The organism is Halarchaeum sp. CBA1220 (assembly GCF_003721175.2).
In the GTDB taxonomy this organism is placed as follows: domain Archaea; phylum Halobacteriota; class Halobacteria; order Halobacteriales; family Halobacteriaceae; genus Halarchaeum; species Halarchaeum grantii.
Genome location: NZ_CP054708.1, coordinates 246,677 through 261,203, shown reverse-complemented (window position 1 = coordinate 261,203; position 14,527 = coordinate 246,677). Strand labels below are relative to the sequence as shown.

Below are 14,527 nucleotides of genomic sequence, written 5' to 3'. Positions count from 1 at the left end.
ATGCCTGTCCTGAACCACGACGACGAGCACGACCCGAACAAGATACTGCCCATCGACTACGACTGGGCGCGCGAGTACTACGAGGCCGGCGTGAACAACAACTGGGTGCCGGAGGAGATCCCGATGCAGGACGACGTCGCCCAGTGGCAGGGCGACGCGCTCTCCGAGGCCGAGCGCCAGCTCGTCGAGTGGAACCTCGGGTTCTTCTCGACGGCCGAATCCCTGACGGCGAACAACATCGTCCTCGCCATCTACGACTACGTGACGGCGCCGGAGTGTCGCCAGTACCTCCTCCGGCAGGCCTACGAGGAGGCAATCCACACGGACACCTTCATCTACTGCTGTGACTCGCTGGGCTTCGAGCCCGACTACCTCTACGGGATGTACGACCGCATTCCCGCCATCCAGCAGAAGGACGAGTTCGTCGTCGACCTGACGCGCGCCGTCGACGACCCCGACTTCGAGTTGGAGACGGAGGACGACGTCCGCGACCTCCTGCGCGACCTCGTCGGCTTCTACGTCGTCATGGAGGGCGTCTTCTTCTACGCGGGGTTCGCGATGATGCTCGGGCTGAAGCGCCAGAACAAGATGGTGGGCGTCGGCCAGCAGTTCGAGTACATCATGCGCGACGAGTCCCTCCACGTGGGCTTCGGCGTCGACCTCATCAACCAGATCCGCGAGGAGAACCCCGGCGTCTGGACCGACAGCTTCGACGAGGAGATCCGGGAGATGATCACGGAGGCCGTCGACCTCGAGCAGATATACGCCCGCGAGGCCTGCCCGCAGGAGGTCTTCGGGATGAGCCCCGAGCAGTTCGCCGAGTACGTCGAGTACGTCGCGGACCGCCGCTTCGGCCAGCTCGACATGGCCGAGGAGTACGGGACGGCCAACCCCTTCCCGTGGATGAGCGAGCAGGTCGACCTGAACAAGGAGAAGAACTTCTTCGAGACGCAGGTCACCGAGTACCAGTCCGGCGGCAGCCTCGACTGGTAGCGAGCGCGCGGACGGCCCGCTCGCTCGACGACCCGCGAGCGACCGCCGTCCGGCCGCGACCTGCGCGGTCGACCCCCACACCCGGGCGCGTGACGGCTCTGCGACAGATTTATCCGATAGTCCGATGACACCTCGGCTATGTTGGGTGATAGCGGGTGTCGCTAGTCGATTCGACGCGACCGGAGACGCGACGCGAGCGCTACGGGCAGATGGCGGACGCCGCCGACCGACGGTTCGCCGTCGGCGCCGTCGCCGTCCCGCTCGCGCTCCCGGTCGTCGGCTACCTCTCGGGGAGCGTGCAGCTGATGTTCGCCGTCCACCTCTTCCTCGGGGCGTTCTGGTTCGGCACGTCCGTCATCGGCGCGCTCGTCCTCGGACCCGTGATGGGCGGCCTCTCCGAGGACGCGAACGCCGAGTTCGCGCGCGGGTTCGTCCCGAAGATGACGCTCCTCATGGAGCCGCTCTCCGTCGGCGTCGTCGGCTCCGGCATCGGTCTCGCGGCCATGTTCGGAATGTGGGCGTCGCCGACGCCCGCGCTCTGGGCGGCGCTCGGCCTCAGCATCGCGCTCCTCGTCCTCGGCTTCGGACCGCTCCACACCTTCACCATCGGGATGTTCGACGAGCTCGCCGCCGCCGACACCGACCACGAGCGCCTCGCCGAGTTGAACGCGAGGTACGGCATGCTGAGCCTGATCGAACTCGTCCTGATGGTCGCCATCGTCGCGTCGATGGCCGGCCTCCGCTGGGGGTACTGAGCGCCCGCGCCGACGGGCCGATTCGACCCTCGGGTTTAGGGCACGCCGGCGTGAACCCCGGCCGTGAACTACGACCGCCGCGCGCTCCTCGCGGCGCTCGGAGCGAGCGCGCTCGCCGGCTGTTCGGTCTCGCGCGACGGCGCGGAGACGACGGACGCACCGACGCCGACGCCGGACGACGTGACGGAGGGCGAGCGGCCGGCGTGGGAGCGCGCGGCCGACGAACGCATCGACGCCCACCGGCGCGCGGACCTCGCCGTCGCCGTCGAACGCGACGGGGAGCCGGTTCCGGACGCGCGCGTCGACCTCACGCTCCGCTCGCACGACTTCGACTTCTCGACGGCGTACAACGTCGCGCGCCACTTCGCCGTCCCCGACGACCACCCGTATCGGCGCTACGTCGGCGAGCTGTTCAACGAGGTCGTCTTCGAGAACGCCTACAAGTGGCGCCAATGGACGCAGCCGGGGACGCACGAGCGCGCCGACGACGTGGTCGCCTTCCTCCGCGAGCGCGGCCTCACCGTGGCCGGCGCGCCCGTCGTCTGGCAGAACCGGGACGCGGCCGTGGTTCCGGCGGCGGTGTGGGAGGCGGTCGACGCGGGCGACGACGCGCGAGTGCGCGAACTCGTCCGCGAGCACATCGAGACCCTGCTCGGCCACTACGTCGCGGACCACGGCGTCACGCAGTGGGTGTTCCTGAACGAACCCATCGGCCACCACGGACTCACGGACGCGCTCTCGGACGCGCCGCCCGCGACGTCGCCGGTGCTCCGCGAGTGGTTCGCGCACGCGGCCGACGTCGCGCCGAACGCGACGCTCTCCGTGAACGAGTACGACGTGCTCTCGCTCGACCGCCCACGCCACCGCGAGGCGTACGCGACGCTCGTCGCGTTCCTGCTCGACGGGGGCGCACCGCTCGACGAAGTCGGCTTTCAGGCGCACACGCTCGGCGCGAGCGAGGCGATCTCCCCCACGGAACAGTGGCGGCGCCTCGAGCGCTTCGCGGGCCTCGGCGACGTGGACCTCGTCGTCTCCGAGTTCGACACGCCGGGGTTCGACTCCGAGGAGCACGCCGGCGCGTACCTCTATCGCTTCCTCAAGGTCCTCTACAGCCACCCGGCCGCAACCGGGTTCCGCCTCTGGGGCTACTGGGACGACCAGCACTGGCGCGACGACGCGCCGCTCTTCGCGGCGGACTGGACGCCGAAACCCGGCTACGACGCCTACGTCTCGCTCGTCTTCGACGAGTGGCACACCGACGAGGTCGGGCGGACGGACGACGCGGGCGTCTACCGGACGCGCGCCGACCTCGGGACGTACGACGTCGAACTACAAGTCGGCGACGAGCGCCACCGCGTGACGCGCGCGCTGACGGACGCGACGGGCGAGACGCGCTGGACGATTCCGCTCTAGGCGGGCACGGTCACGCCGAACGCCTGCCGGGCCTGCAGGAGGCTGACGTAGTCGCTCCGGGTGACGATGCCGACGCGCTCGCCGTCGTGCTCGACGAACGCCGCGCCGACGTTCCCCTCGTTCAGGACGGCGAGCGCCTCGAAGGCGTCCGCGTCGCGCTCGACGACCGGGAGGTCGCTGCGCATCACTTCCTCGACGTGGTAGGCGTCGCGCTCGACGTCGCGCACCTGCTTGAGCGCGGCCATCGAGACGAGGCCGACGACGGCGCCGTCGCGCGTGACGGCGTACTCGGTGCGGCGGTCGGCGAGCATCCGGTCGGCGAACGCCTGCACGCTCGCCTCCACGTCGATGGTCGGCGTGTCCGCGGCGACGTCGTCGACCGTCAGGCCCTCGAGGAGGTCGTCGAGGAGCACGGTGCGGGACTCGCCGGTCGCGGCGCTGTAGACGAACCACGCGAGCAACAGGAAGAGCGGGCTGAAGTAGAGGACGCCGAAGACGGCGAACGCGACGGCGAACGCGACGCCGACGCGCGCGGCCGTCCGGGTGGCGACGGCGTAGGGCCGCGAGCGCGCGAGGTAGGCGCGGAGGACGCGCCCGCCGTCCATCGGGAACGCGGGCAGGAGGTTGAAGCCCGCGAGGAGCGCGTTGCTGATGGCGAGCCAGCCGACGATGAAGCCGACGACCGGGAGCGAGGCGGGGACGGCGTAGAGGCCGAGGTAGCAGACGGCGGCGACGAGCAGGCTCGTGACGGGGCCGGCGAGCGCGATTGCGAACTCCTTCTCGGGCTCGCGGGGGATGTTCGAGAGGCTCGCCAACCCGCCGAGGAGCCAGAGCGTGATGGATTCGGTCTCGACGCCGTAGCGCGCCCCCGCGTAGGCGTGCCCGAGCTCGTGGAGGGCGACGCCGACGAAGAGGCCGACGGCGGCGAAGATGCCGATGAGCCACGGGTTCGAGCCCGCGTGCAGCACCTCGACGGCGAACGCCGTCGGCGCGACGGCGTTCACGATGCCGGCGTAGGCGTCGATCTGTGCCTCGGAGCCGAGGAGCCACGCGAGGATGGGGAGGAAGACGACGAGCGAGAGGTCGATTCGGATGGGGATGTCCCACACCCGACCGACGGTGAACTTGCGCATCATCGGACGGACGTGCGGCGGACAGTAATAGCCACCGGCGACGGCCGCGTCCCGCTCAGTCGTCCTCGGTCGGGGCGTCGAGGGCGGCCGCGTACGCGCGGATGCGGTCGTCGTCGAGGTGCTCGAGGATGCGGTCGTGTGCGCGCTCGCGCAACTCCGCGACCTCCTCGGGGTCGCGTCGCGTCTCGAAGGCGGCGTCGATGTAGGACTCGCGGAGGTCGGCGACGTCGGCGTCCCCCTCGCGCTCGGCGGGGACGTGGTCGTCGAACCACTCGCGCCAGCGCTCGCGTTCGCCCCAGTCGCCGGCGAACTCGCTCTCGGAGCGGAGCCAGTCGTAGTGCTCGGCGAGTTCCTCGGGGTAGCCGTCCGCGAGTCGGACGTCCTTGATGAGGCGGCGTGCGACGTGCGCGCCCTGCCCGGCCGCGACCACGGCCTGCGCGTTGCGCTGGCCGGCGGGCGCGACGACGTAGAGGCCCGCCACCTCGGTGCGGCCGTCGGCGTCGGGGTAGTCGCCGTCGAAGTGCTCGTGCTCGTCGCCGTCGTGCTCGTGGGACTCGTACGCGCCGTCACCGACGACCGGCCGGAGGTAGTCGCCGTCGTACCACGACGCCGCGACGACGTGACGCGCGCGGACGACGCGGCCGTCCGCCGTGGTGACGACGAAGCGCGCGTCCCCGGTCTCCCCGTCAGCCGCGTGCTCGACTGCCTCGACGGTGTCGGCGACGAGGTCGGCGCCCGCCGTTTCGAGGTGGTCGTGCAGGAGCGCGCGGTAGGTTTCGATGTCGATGCCGGCGGGGAAGCCCGGGTAGTTCTCGAGGAACGCCGAGCGCGGGAGCGCGGCGACGCCGCGGTCGAAGACGAGCGTGTCGAGGCCGTAGCGCGCGGTGAAGACGGCGGCGCTCGCGCCGCTCGGCCCGCCCCCGACGACGACGACGTCGACGGTCCGGTCGGTGTGCTCGCTCATGCGTCGAACTCGCCGGTGACGATGTCCGCGACGCGCTGGCGGTCGAAGAGCTGCTCGCCGCCGAACACGTCGGGATAGAGGCCCTGCGCGGCCTGTTCGAGGTGGAAGAGGTGGATGATGGGGCCCTGGTAGGTGTGTCCGCCGTAGAAGACGCGGCCCTCCTGGACGGCGGTGAGTTCGCTCGCGACCTCGTGTTGCTCCATGTGCGCGACGACGTTCTCCTGGAAGTACGCGTCCGTTATCTCGCCCTGAATGCGGACGGCGATGGCGTCGGGGTCGATGTCGAGGAGCGCCTCGTAGTCGAGCGTCGCGCCGCCCGCCTGCGCGTCCGTGACGTCGTTCTGCGCGAGGGCGTCGCCGACTTCGAGGTTCCGCCACTGCTCGGACTGCGTGCCCTCGCCGACGAGGTAGGGGTAGAAGGACTCGGGCGGGATACCGGCCGGGTAGAGGAGCGCGACGTCGGGAGTCTCCTCGGGGAGGCGGTCCTTCACGTCCGCGACGACCTCGTCGTGGTAGGCGCTGAACGCCTCGTAGCGCTCGCGCTCGTCGAAGAGCTCGGCCATCTTCTCGAAGGCCTCGTAGAGCGAGTAGTAGCGGTAGTCGTGCCAGTCGTAGACCTGCGTGAAGACGGTGTTGCCGAAGAAGGGCGCGACGTTCTCCCGAACCTCCGCGACGTCGCCCTGACTCCACTGGAGGCGGTTCACCATGAAGTTCGGGTCGATGACGTGGACGTCGGCGTCGACGGAGTAGAAGACCTCCTTCCCGGTGCCGTCCTGGTAGAGGGGCGTGAGGTCGTCGGTATCGACGGAGACGCCGGGGAGCTCCTCGTAGTAGTAGGCGGCGTAGCGCGCGGGGATGCCGATAGCTTCGAGGCCGTCGGCCTGTCCGAGCGCGACGCCCATGTCGGCGTAGTCGCCGGTGAACGCGAGCCACGACTCGGGGACCGACTCGAAGGTGACCTCGCCGACGGGCGCCATCGAGACCGTGTGCCCGGCGTCCTCGGTGGTGGTCGTCCCCCCGGTCGTGCTCGCCTCGGTGGTCGTGCTCGTCGTCCCGTCGCCGGTGCCGGAACAGCCGGCGAGCAGGCCGCCGCCGAGGAGCGCGCCGGTCCCGGCGAGGTAGTCGCGTCGCGTGCGCCGTCCGTCGCTCGACTTCCGTGGCATACGGTTTAGGTTCGCCTAATAAGTCAAAACCCCTCCGATTTTTCGGCGGGCCTAATCCATCGCTCACTCCTTCTCCGTGCGCTCGAACCCCTCCGGTTCGTCCACCAGCCCCCACGCCGCGCCGAGCGAGTGCAGCGAGACGACGAGCGGGTAGAGCGGCACCGCGAGGAGGTGGCGGTAGGCGAGGCCGCCGTAGTAGCGCCACGCGCGAGCCAGCCAGACGAGCGTGTACGCGAGCAGCCCCCACGAGAGCACGTGATAGAGCCCGCGATACGGCATCGTCCCCGGGAGTAGGCCGAGGAAGAGGAGGAGGAACGGCGCGACCGGCGAGAACGCCCACGTGACGTTCCGGAGGGCGAAGAGCGTCCAGTAGCGCTTCGGGAGGACGGGTTCGTCGCGCAGCGACCCCGCGAGCCAGCGGCGGCGTTGCTCGACGAGCGCCCGGACGGACGGGGGCGCCTGATTCCGGAAGCGGTCCGGGAGGACGACGTACTCCGCGCCGTGCTCGAGGACCGCACGCCAGACGAAGACGGTGTCCTCGATGAGCGTCGGATACGCCCACCCCACGTCGTCCTCGACGCTCGCGCGGACCGCGATGCCGCCGCCCCACGCGTAGAGCGGCACGCCGGGGAGCCCGAAACCCTGCTGTTCGGCCTGATAGCCGATGCGGACGAGCTCGCACCAGAACGCGAGCGTCGAGCCGGTGTACTCGGGCCACTCGCGGAACTGGACGACGTCCGCGTCCGGGAACCCCTCGAACTCGCGGACGTGCGTGTCCTCGTCGAGGAAGAGCACGAACTCGCGCTCGCAGGAGAGTTCGCGGCGCGCCCACTCCAGCGCGCGGCCCTTGTCCGAGGCGTCGCACGTGAAGGAGTCGGGGACGACGTGCACCGTCGCGCCCGCGACGTCGATGGGCGCCTCGGCGACGACGTGGCGCTCGCCGGGCGCGACGCCGTCCGGAATGGCGTCGACGGTCTCCTGCACGACGTCCTCGGCGTCGACGGTGAGGATGCGTATCTGGCAGGCCTCGGGCCCGTAGACGACGTCCGGCGGCTCGTACTCGCGATGGGACTGGACCAGCTCGTACGTCCAGAAGAGCGTCGCGCCGCCGTAGATGCCGAGGAAGAGCCAGAGCGCGGCGTACGCCACGGGCTGGAGGACGGAGACGACGAGCGGGTGCATCGTCTCGTGGAGGGTGAGGAGCACCGCGCTCAGGAGCGCGAGCGCGAACACGGCCGCGAGGAGGCGGTCCGGTGCGACGGGGAGCCTGCGCATCCGAGTAGTGCCACGTGTTCGGCGCGCGTCCGGATTAACCGTGCGATTGGCCGCCGTCGACCGGGCGAGCGACGCCCGTCTCGGACGGTTACTCGCGCGACCCGTCGACGACCGTCCCCTCGGCCACGGCGAAGCCCGCGCGGAGGAGGACGGCGGTGCTCACGAGGCCCGCCCAGAGGACGAGGTGGACGAGCGCGACCGACGCGCCGTCCGCGCTCACGGCGAGCGGGGCGCCGAGCGCGAACGACGCCGTCTGTGCGACGAGGCCGAGACAGACAGCGGCGACGACGGCCTCCGCGAGCCGCCACGCCGTCGGGCCGCCGCCGCGTGCCGCGCGCGCCGCGAACGCGACGCCGAAGCAGAGCGTCGCCGCCGCGACGACGACCGCCATCGCGTCGTGTGACCACCGACCGAAGAGGTCGGGCACGAGCGCGACGACCAGGAAGTACGCGCCGAACGCCCCGATGACGGCGGCTGCGACGGCCGCAGCGAACCGGCGGGAGGCGAGTGTCTCCACGTTCACGGTGGACGTTGCCCCGCGCGCGGGTTAGTCCGTTCGGAACGCGCTCGCGACAGTTTCGGACCGTTCACGACCGTTCAGCGCACGGAACGCGCCTGAACGACGCTCACGCTTTTTGGGTGTCCCCCTCCTGTCGACGCGTATGACTGACTCGGAGCGGACGGTGCTCGTCGTCGACGACGACCGCGCGTTCGCGACCCTCACCGCGACCCACCTCCGCGAGGCGCTCCCGGGCGTCGACGTCGAGGTGCGGGTCGACCCGCGCGCCGCCGCCGAGTCACTCGGCCGCGCCGACGCGGTCGTGAGCGACCACGAGATGCCCGCGATGACCGGAATCGACCTGCTGTGCGTCGCGCGGCGTCGCGGGGGCGACCTCCCCTTCGTCCTCTTCACGGGCTGTGGGTCGGCGGCCGTCCGCGAGGGCGCCGACGCGGCGGGCGCGACGGCCTACGTCCGCAAGCACGACCGCGACGCCTTCGATGCGGTGGTGCGAGCCGTCTCGGCGTCGCTCGAGACACGCGTGGAGGCGACGCCGTAGCCGACGCTCGGCGGCGAGGAAAACGGGAGAAGCGTCGTGATGGCGCGTCAGGCCGCTGGTTCCTGCACTTCGAGGAGCTCCTTGTAGCGCGAGCGGATGGTGACGCGCGCGACGTTCGCCACCTCGCTCACGTCCTCCTGGGTGACGGAGCGGTTCGTGAGGCGCGCGGCGGCGTAGACGGCCGCGCCCGCCATCGTCGTCGGGCTCTTCCCGCTGTGGACGTTCGCCTCGATGGCGGTGTCGAGGAGGTCGCGGGCGACGCGGACCGTCTCGCTCGGCAGGTCGAGGTCGCTCGCGTAGCGCTCGACGTACTCGCGCGGGTCCGTCGGCGGGACTTCGAGGCCGAGCTCGCGGCTCACCTGCCGGTAGGCGCGCTGGACGCGCAGGCGCTCGACCCGCGAGACGGTCGCCACCTCGTCGAGACTGCGGGGGACGCCGGCCTGCCGGGCGGCCGCGTAGACGCTCGCCGTCGCGACGGACTCGATGGAGCGCCCGCGGAGGAGGTCCTCGTCGAGTGCGCGCCGGTAGACGACGCCGGCGGTCTCGCCGACGCTCTTCGGGAGGCCGAGCGCGCTCGTCATCCGCTCGACCTCGCCGAGCGCCTGCTTCAGGTTGCGCTCCTGGTCGTCGCGGGCGCGGAAGCGCTCGTCCCACTTGCGCAGGCGCGCGAGCTGGCGGCGCTTGCGGCCGGAGAGGCGCTGGCCGTAAGCGTCCTTGTCCTGCCAGCCGATGACGGAGCTCAGTCCCTTGTCGTGCATGAGGTTCGTCGTCGGGGCGCCGACGCGGGACCGGTTCTCGTCGCCGTCGTCGAACGAGCGCCACTCGGGGCCGCGGTCGACGACGTCCTCGTCGACGATGAGCCCGCACTCCCGACAGGAGACCTCCCCGCGCGCGGCGTCGCGTTCGAGTCCCGCACCGCATTCGGGACAGACGTCCGCACGCTCGGTGGTCGTGTCGCTCGTTTCGCGTTCTCGGCCGACGGCCGTAGTCGTTGCCTGCATGATGGGTCACCCCGGTCGCGTACGTGGACCAACGGCCGGGTGTGTCATAGTACCGCAACCAGATTCCCGACTTCTGAGAATCGCAGACGGCGTCGGGGTCGCTCGGGGTCGAGGGGACGAATTGTGGCGAGCGCAACGACTATACTCCCGTGTGGGAAACCCGCGGGTGCGATGCCCACGTGTGACCGCTGCGGTGGCTCGCCACGACAGCTCTGGAAACACACCGAGCGCGGGTTCGACGGCTACGTCTGCGCGGAGTGCCACCCCGCCGTCGGTGACGGCCTCACGTTCGTCTCCTGAGCGGTTTCACGACACGGCGTCGCGGTGACTGCTCGCGTTTTCGCGCCGCCGAGCGACGCGGCCGCGCTTCGACACGCACAAGCCGTCCCGTCCACGAACGCGGAGTAGAGCCACAGCCATGACGTGCCCGTCAGCGTCCCGACCGGAGGGGTATCGACGATGAGTAGCGACGACCTCGACTTCGACCCGCTCTCCTACGAGGACCTCCCCGAGGAGCGCCGGCCCGCGATCTGGCAGGCGCTCGTCCCCGTCGTCGGGATGCTGTTCTTCCTCGGCGTCGGGAAGCTCGTCTTCGAACTCGACCCGCAGTTCCCCCTGCTGCTGGGAATCGCGTTCACCGCGCTCTGCGCGCGCTGGTGGTTCGACCTCTCGTGGCGCGACCTCTACGACGGCGCGGCGGACAGCATCGTGATGGGGCTGCAGGCGGTGCTCATCCTCTTCGTCGTCTACGCGCTCATCGCGACGTGGATCGCGGCGGGGACGATTCCCGCCATCATGTACTACGGCCTCGGCCTCCTCACCCCCAAGGTCTTCCTCCCGGTCGCCGCGGTCCTCGCGGCCGTCGTCGCGTTCGCCATCGGCTCCTCGTGGACGACGGCGGGGACGCTCGGCGTCGCGTTCATCGGCATCGGCCACGGCCTCGGCATTCCCGCACCGATGACCGCCGGCGCCATCCTCTCCGGTGCGTACGCCGGCGACAAGCAGAGCCCGCTCTCCGACACCACCAACCTCGCCGCCGCCGCGACCGAGACCGACCTCTTCGAGCACGTCGACGCGATGCGCGTCGGCACCCTCATCGCGTTCGCCATCGCCGTCGTCGCCTACGCCGTCCTCGGCCTCCGCGCCGGCGGCGCCATCCCCGCCGGGCAGGTCGAGTCGATTCGCGGCGCGCTCGCCGGGAGCTACGACGTCGGCCTCTACGTCCTCCTCCCGCTCGTCGTCACGTTCGCGCTCGCGCTCTACGGTATTCCGGCGCTCCCGTCGCTCGGCACCGGCGTCTTCGCGGGCATCCTCACGACCATCGTCTTTCAGGGGAGCCCGGTCGTCACCACGGACCCCCTCGCGTTCCACCCCGAACCCATCACGCGCGCGTTCAGCATCGCGCAGAGCGGGACGACCCCGGACACGGCGTCCGACCTCGTGAACTCGCTCCTCGGCTCCTCGGGGCTCACGGGTGCGTCCTGGGTCGTCACCATCGTCCTCGCGGCGCTCGCGCTCGGCGGGATGCTCACGCGCTCCGGCGTCCTCGCCGCCGTCGCGCACGCCATCGCGAAGCGCGCGCGTTCGGTCGGCTCGCTCACCGCGACGACGGCCGTCACCGCGTTCTCCATGAACGTCCTCGCCGCCGACCAGTACATCAGCATCGTCGTCCCCGGGATGACCTATCGCGGCCTCTACGACGACTTCGGTCTCGACTCCGCGAACCTCTCGCGCGCCGTCGAGGCCGCCGGCACCACGACGAGCGCGTTCGTCCCGTGGAACTCCGGCGGCGTCTACATGGCGGGCGTCCTCGGGGTCGTCCCCATCGGCCTCGACCTCACCGCCTCGGGCGGCCTCGGCTTCCACGTCCTCGGCTACGCCCCCTACTACTTCTTCGGCTTCCTCAGCCCCGCCATCCTCCTCGTCATGGGCTTCACGGGCTGGTGCATCCGCACGAACGAGGGCGTCGAGACGCCCGAACCCGGCGCGGGGACGGGCGAGCACTGACCACTAGCTTTCTTGTCGCCTCGCGGGCATCGTCGGGATGCGATGCCCTCCACCACCAGACGCGCCCTCCTCTGCGGCGCCGGCGCCGCCGCCGTCGGCGCGCTCGCGGGCTGTAGCGCGTCCGAGACGCACAGCTCGTCGCCCGACGGCGGCACGCTCGTCACCGACTACACGGCCGTGATTACGCGCTCGGCCGGCGAGCGCGCGCCCGTCGTCGCGCCCCGCGAGGACACCGGCGGGGCGACGACGACCACGGAGCCGTTCACCCTCCACGCCTTCGAGAGCGAGTCCGACGCCGAGGCGCTGGCGCTCGCGGACGACGCCTCGAACGCCGCCGCCGTCCGACGCCTCGTCGCGGAGACCGACTACGCGAGCGAGTCCGTCCTCGCCTACCAGACGCGCATCGGCGAGTGCTACCGGCTGGCGGTGCAGTACGTCGCCCGCGACGCGGACGGGAGCCCGAACGTGGAGTGCTGTCGCGTCGTCCGCGACGCCCACACCGCCTGCGAGCGCCGCGAGCGCGACCACGCGGCCGCGTTCGTCCGCGTCCCCTTCACCGGCGAGGAGTACAGCGGCCTCTCCGTCGGCTCCGGGGGCGACTGCGGCCGGGTCCCCGAGCGCTACCGGAACGGGAGTGAGTCCGCGTGACGCGACGGAGTCGCCGCGCGCTGCTCGCCGCGACCGGAACCGCGCTCACCGGCGCGCTCGCGGGCTGTAGCTCCCTGAACCCGCTCTCGGGCGAGTCCGGCGTCGAGTACGACGAGTCCGCGTTCGCCGAACTCCCCGGCGACCTCCCGGCGGTACCGGCCGCCGAACCCGTCGCGCCGGCGCGCGCGGACGTCGTCGCGGCCCGCGAGCGCCTCCGCTCGCTCCTCGACGACGCCGACGTCTCGCGCGTCCCGAACGAAGTCGTCCGCGACGAACTCGCGCGCGAGCGGGAGTCCGCGCGCGACGCCCTGACCGAGGACGCCGAAGCCAGCGTCGACGCGCTCGCCGCCCTCACGTACCCGCGCTCGGAGGCGATGTTCGCTCACGCCGGCCTCGCGGCGTTCGACGGCGACCTCGACGCGTCGGCGGTCGCCGCGCGCCGCGAGCGCCACCGCCGCGAGGCCGAAGCGTTCCTCGCCGACTACCGGTACGACGGCCCGCCGAACGACCCGGCCGGGGCGCTCGCCGAGCACGCCCGCATCGAGGGATGGGCGCGAACCGGCGCCCGACTCATCGGGGACGCGGACCGCCGCCGGGAGTACGAGAACACCGTCCTCCACGTCGCGGAACGCGCCTCCGCCGTCGAGTGGGGGCGCGCGTACGCCGCGGACGCCCGCCGCCTCCGCGAGCGCTACGCGTCGACGCTCGACGGCCCGAGGGAGTACGGGCGGCGCTTCGCGCGCGTCTCGGGGTCGCTCGTCGCGGACGTCGAGTCGCACGCGAGCGCCCCGGACTGGGAAGCGGTGACGAGCGGGTTCGAACGCGACGTCGCGGGCACCCCTGCCGAGAGACTCCTCACGGACCTCGCGAGCGACAGGTGGTCCGGCGCACGGGGCGCCGTCGCACACCGGGACGCGGGCCGGTACGCCGCCGCCGTCGTCCCGGCGATGCGCGCGCTCGCGGCGGACCGCGCGCTCGCCGACGCGGAGGCCGCCGTCGCCGAGGGCGGGTACGCGCTCCCCGAGTCGGTGGACCCGATCAGCGCGGAGCGCACCGCCGCCGTCGAGGGCCTGCGTGCCCTCCTCGACACCGCGCCGACGCGACTCGCGCGACGCCTCGCGGCCTACGTCCGTAGCTCGCTCCGGAGCGCCGACCGGTACGCCCGTGACGAACACACCTCGATGCCCGGTCGCGACCTCTACGCGCAGTACGCCACCGCGAACCGCTTCGCGGCCGCCGCGCCCGCCGTCGTCCGCCGCGTCGGGGACGCGCTCGCCGAGTGAGGCCGGCGGCGCGCTCGGCGCGGACACGCTCCCCGCGTGCCCGGCGACGCGCCCGGGACGCCCATCGACATCCGGCGTCGGCGGACCGTCGAACCGGCCGGGCGCGGTCGGCGCTCCGGGCGCGTCTCGCATATGGCAGGGGAAAGATACCTATACGCGACCAGCGTACGCCTCCTCTATGACGTGTGGGGTGGCACGCGGAGTGCTCGTCGTGGAGGACGACCCGGGACTGCGGGAGTTGTACGTGCACGCGCTCGGCGACGACTACGACGCGCGGGGCGCGGCGACGATAGCGGACGCGCTCGACGCCGCCGACGCCTCCGTGTCCGTCGTCGTCCTCGACCGACGCCTCCCGGACGGTGACGGCCTCGACGCCCTCCCGGCACTCGAGGACGCGACGGACGGCGCGTTCGTCGTCGCCGTCACCGCCGTCGACCCCGGCCTCGGCATCGTCGACGCCGGCATCGACGACTACCTCGTGAAGCCCGTCGGCCCCGAGCGCGTCGGCGACGCGGTCGCCGCGCTCCTCGAACGCCACAGCTACGAGGCGGCGGTCGCGCGCTACTATGCGCTCGCGTCGAAGCGCGCCGCCCTCGAAGCCGCCCACGATGCCGCCGCCCTCGCCGAGGACGAGCGCTATCAGCGCCTCCTCGCGGACCTCGAGGAACTCCGCGAGCGCGTCGCCCCGTCGCCGGCGCTCGTCGGCGAGCCGCGCCGGGCGCGCGCGCTCTATCGGGACCTCGGCGCGGAAGCGAGCGACTAGCGAAACAGCGGACAGGGTGGTGTCGGCGGCGACCCGTCGCGTTTTAACTGCCGAGACGCCGTAGCCGCCCG

15 protein-coding genes are annotated in these 14,527 nt (G+C 71.8%); 9 read left to right on the top strand and 6 right to left on the bottom strand.

The window, feature by feature from the left end; translation table 11 throughout:
• From EFA46_RS11780 to EFA46_RS11770, 3 genes are all read left to right on the top strand, one after another.
• On the top strand, window positions 1-993 hold the full coding sequence (locus tag EFA46_RS11780; RefSeq protein WP_123077686.1) for a ribonucleotide-diphosphate reductase subunit beta: 993 nt from the start codon (window positions 1-3) through the stop codon (window positions 991-993).
• A gap of 155 nt (window positions 994-1,148) precedes the next feature.
• Window positions 1,149-1,748, top strand: coding sequence for a hypothetical protein (locus EFA46_RS11775; protein WP_123077684.1), 600 nt, complete (start codon window positions 1,149-1,151; stop codon window positions 1,746-1,748).
• A 63-nt stretch (window positions 1,749-1,811) separates the two neighbouring features.
• Window positions 1,812-3,161, top strand: coding sequence for an endo-1,4-beta-xylanase (locus tag EFA46_RS11770; protein ID WP_123077682.1), 1,350 nt, complete (start codon window positions 1,812-1,814; stop codon window positions 3,159-3,161).
• Here the strand turns inward: EFA46_RS11770 and EFA46_RS11765 are convergent.
• The 5 genes from EFA46_RS11765 to EFA46_RS11745 form a co-directional block, all read right to left on the bottom strand.
• Window positions 3,158-4,294, bottom strand: coding sequence for a site-2 protease family protein (locus tag EFA46_RS11765; RefSeq protein ID WP_123078414.1), 1,137 nt, complete (start codon window positions 4,292-4,294; stop codon window positions 3,158-3,160). The genes EFA46_RS11770 and EFA46_RS11765 overlap by 4 nt on opposite strands.
• A gap of 55 nt (window positions 4,295-4,349) precedes the next feature.
• On the bottom strand, window positions 4,350-5,258 hold the full coding sequence (locus EFA46_RS11760) for an FAD-dependent monooxygenase (RefSeq protein ID WP_123077680.1): 909 nt from the start codon (window positions 5,256-5,258) through the stop codon (window positions 4,350-4,352).
• Window positions 5,255-6,421 carry an ABC transporter substrate-binding protein gene (locus EFA46_RS11755; protein ID WP_123077678.1) on the bottom strand — a complete coding sequence of 389 codons (1,167 nt, stop codon included), beginning with the start codon at window positions 6,419-6,421 and terminating at the stop codon, window positions 5,255-5,257. The genes EFA46_RS11760 and EFA46_RS11755 overlap by 4 nt, the downstream gene beginning before the upstream one ends.
• Before the next feature lie 63 nt (window positions 6,422-6,484).
• Window positions 6,485-7,696 carry a glycosyltransferase family 2 protein gene (locus EFA46_RS11750; RefSeq protein ID WP_123077676.1) on the bottom strand — a complete coding sequence of 404 codons (1,212 nt, stop codon included), beginning with the start codon at window positions 7,694-7,696 and terminating at the stop codon, window positions 6,485-6,487.
• 88 nt (window positions 7,697-7,784) lie between these two features.
• Window positions 7,785-8,219, bottom strand: coding sequence for a hypothetical protein (locus tag EFA46_RS11745; protein WP_123077674.1), 435 nt, complete (start codon window positions 8,217-8,219; stop codon window positions 7,785-7,787).
• 139 nt (window positions 8,220-8,358) lie between these two features.
• Here EFA46_RS11745 and EFA46_RS11740 point away from each other — a divergent pair, with 139 nt between their 5' ends.
• Window positions 8,359-8,754: a response regulator gene (locus EFA46_RS11740; RefSeq protein ID WP_123077672.1), complete on the top strand. Its 396-nt coding sequence runs from the start codon at window positions 8,359-8,361 to the stop codon at window positions 8,752-8,754.
• A gap of 47 nt (window positions 8,755-8,801) precedes the next feature.
• On the opposite strand, the gene EFA46_RS11735 is transcribed toward EFA46_RS11740, so the two are convergent.
• Complete coding sequence (locus EFA46_RS11735; RefSeq protein WP_123077670.1) at window positions 8,802-9,755, bottom strand: transcription initiation factor IIB family protein; 954 nt, start codon at window positions 9,753-9,755, stop codon at window positions 8,802-8,804.
• A gap of 171 nt (window positions 9,756-9,926) precedes the next feature.
• Between EFA46_RS11735 and EFA46_RS16255 the strand changes: the two genes are divergently transcribed.
• From EFA46_RS16255 to EFA46_RS11715, 5 genes are all read left to right on the top strand, one after another.
• Complete coding sequence (locus tag EFA46_RS16255; protein WP_255494121.1) at window positions 9,927-10,055, top strand: hypothetical protein; 129 nt, start codon at window positions 9,927-9,929, stop codon at window positions 10,053-10,055.
• 159 nt (window positions 10,056-10,214) lie between these two features.
• Window positions 10,215-11,762 carry a Na+/H+ antiporter NhaC family protein gene (locus tag EFA46_RS11730; protein WP_123077668.1) on the top strand — a complete coding sequence of 516 codons (1,548 nt, stop codon included), beginning with the start codon at window positions 10,215-10,217 and terminating at the stop codon, window positions 11,760-11,762.
• A gap of 42 nt (window positions 11,763-11,804) precedes the next feature.
• The gene (locus EFA46_RS11725) at window positions 11,805-12,410 is read left to right on the top strand and encodes a hypothetical protein (RefSeq protein ID WP_123077666.1); all 606 of its coding nucleotides are present in this window, start codon (window positions 11,805-11,807) and stop codon (window positions 12,408-12,410) included.
• Window positions 12,407-13,693, top strand: coding sequence for a hypothetical protein (locus tag EFA46_RS11720; RefSeq protein WP_123077664.1), 1,287 nt, complete (start codon window positions 12,407-12,409; stop codon window positions 13,691-13,693). Before EFA46_RS11725 ends, EFA46_RS11720 begins: the two co-directional genes overlap by 4 nt.
• Window positions 13,694-13,871: 178 nt before the next feature.
• Window positions 13,872-14,456 (top strand): response regulator, encoded by a 585-nt coding sequence (locus EFA46_RS11715; protein WP_123077660.1) that lies wholly within the window; start codon window positions 13,872-13,874, stop codon window positions 14,454-14,456.
• Window positions 14,457-14,527: the final 71 nt, after the last annotated feature.

Bases quoted from the DNA above. Each gene is read 5' to 3' on its own strand.
- EFA46_RS11715 (WP_123077660.1), top strand. From the start codon at position 13,872: ATGACGTGTGGGGTGGCACGCGGAGTGCTCGTCGTGGAGGACGACCCG.
- EFA46_RS11765 (WP_123078414.1), bottom strand. From the start codon at position 4,294: ATGCGCAAGTTCACCGTCGGTCGGGTGTGGGACATCCCCATCCGAATC.
- EFA46_RS11750 (WP_123077676.1), bottom strand. From the start codon at position 7,696: ATGCGCAGGCTCCCCGTCGCACCGGACCGCCTCCTCGCGGCCGTGTTC.
- EFA46_RS11730 (WP_123077668.1), top strand. From the start codon at position 10,215: ATGAGTAGCGACGACCTCGACTTCGACCCGCTCTCCTACGAGGACCTC.
- EFA46_RS11780 (WP_123077686.1), top strand. From the start codon at position 1: ATGCCTGTCCTGAACCACGACGACGAGCACGACCCGAACAAGATACTG.
- EFA46_RS11755 (WP_123077678.1), bottom strand. From the start codon at position 6,421: ATGCCACGGAAGTCGAGCGACGGACGGCGCACGCGACGCGACTACCTC.
- EFA46_RS11735 (WP_123077670.1), bottom strand. From the start codon at position 9,755: ATGCAGGCAACGACTACGGCCGTCGGCCGAGAACGCGAAACGAGCGAC.
- EFA46_RS11760 (WP_123077680.1), bottom strand. From the start codon at position 5,258: ATGAGCGAGCACACCGACCGGACCGTCGACGTCGTCGTCGTCGGGGGC.
- EFA46_RS16255 (WP_255494121.1), top strand. From the start codon at position 9,927: ATGCCCACGTGTGACCGCTGCGGTGGCTCGCCACGACAGCTCTGGAAA.
- EFA46_RS11725 (WP_123077666.1), top strand. From the start codon at position 11,805: ATGCCCTCCACCACCAGACGCGCCCTCCTCTGCGGCGCCGGCGCCGCC.
- EFA46_RS11740 (WP_123077672.1), top strand. From the start codon at position 8,359: ATGACTGACTCGGAGCGGACGGTGCTCGTCGTCGACGACGACCGCGCG.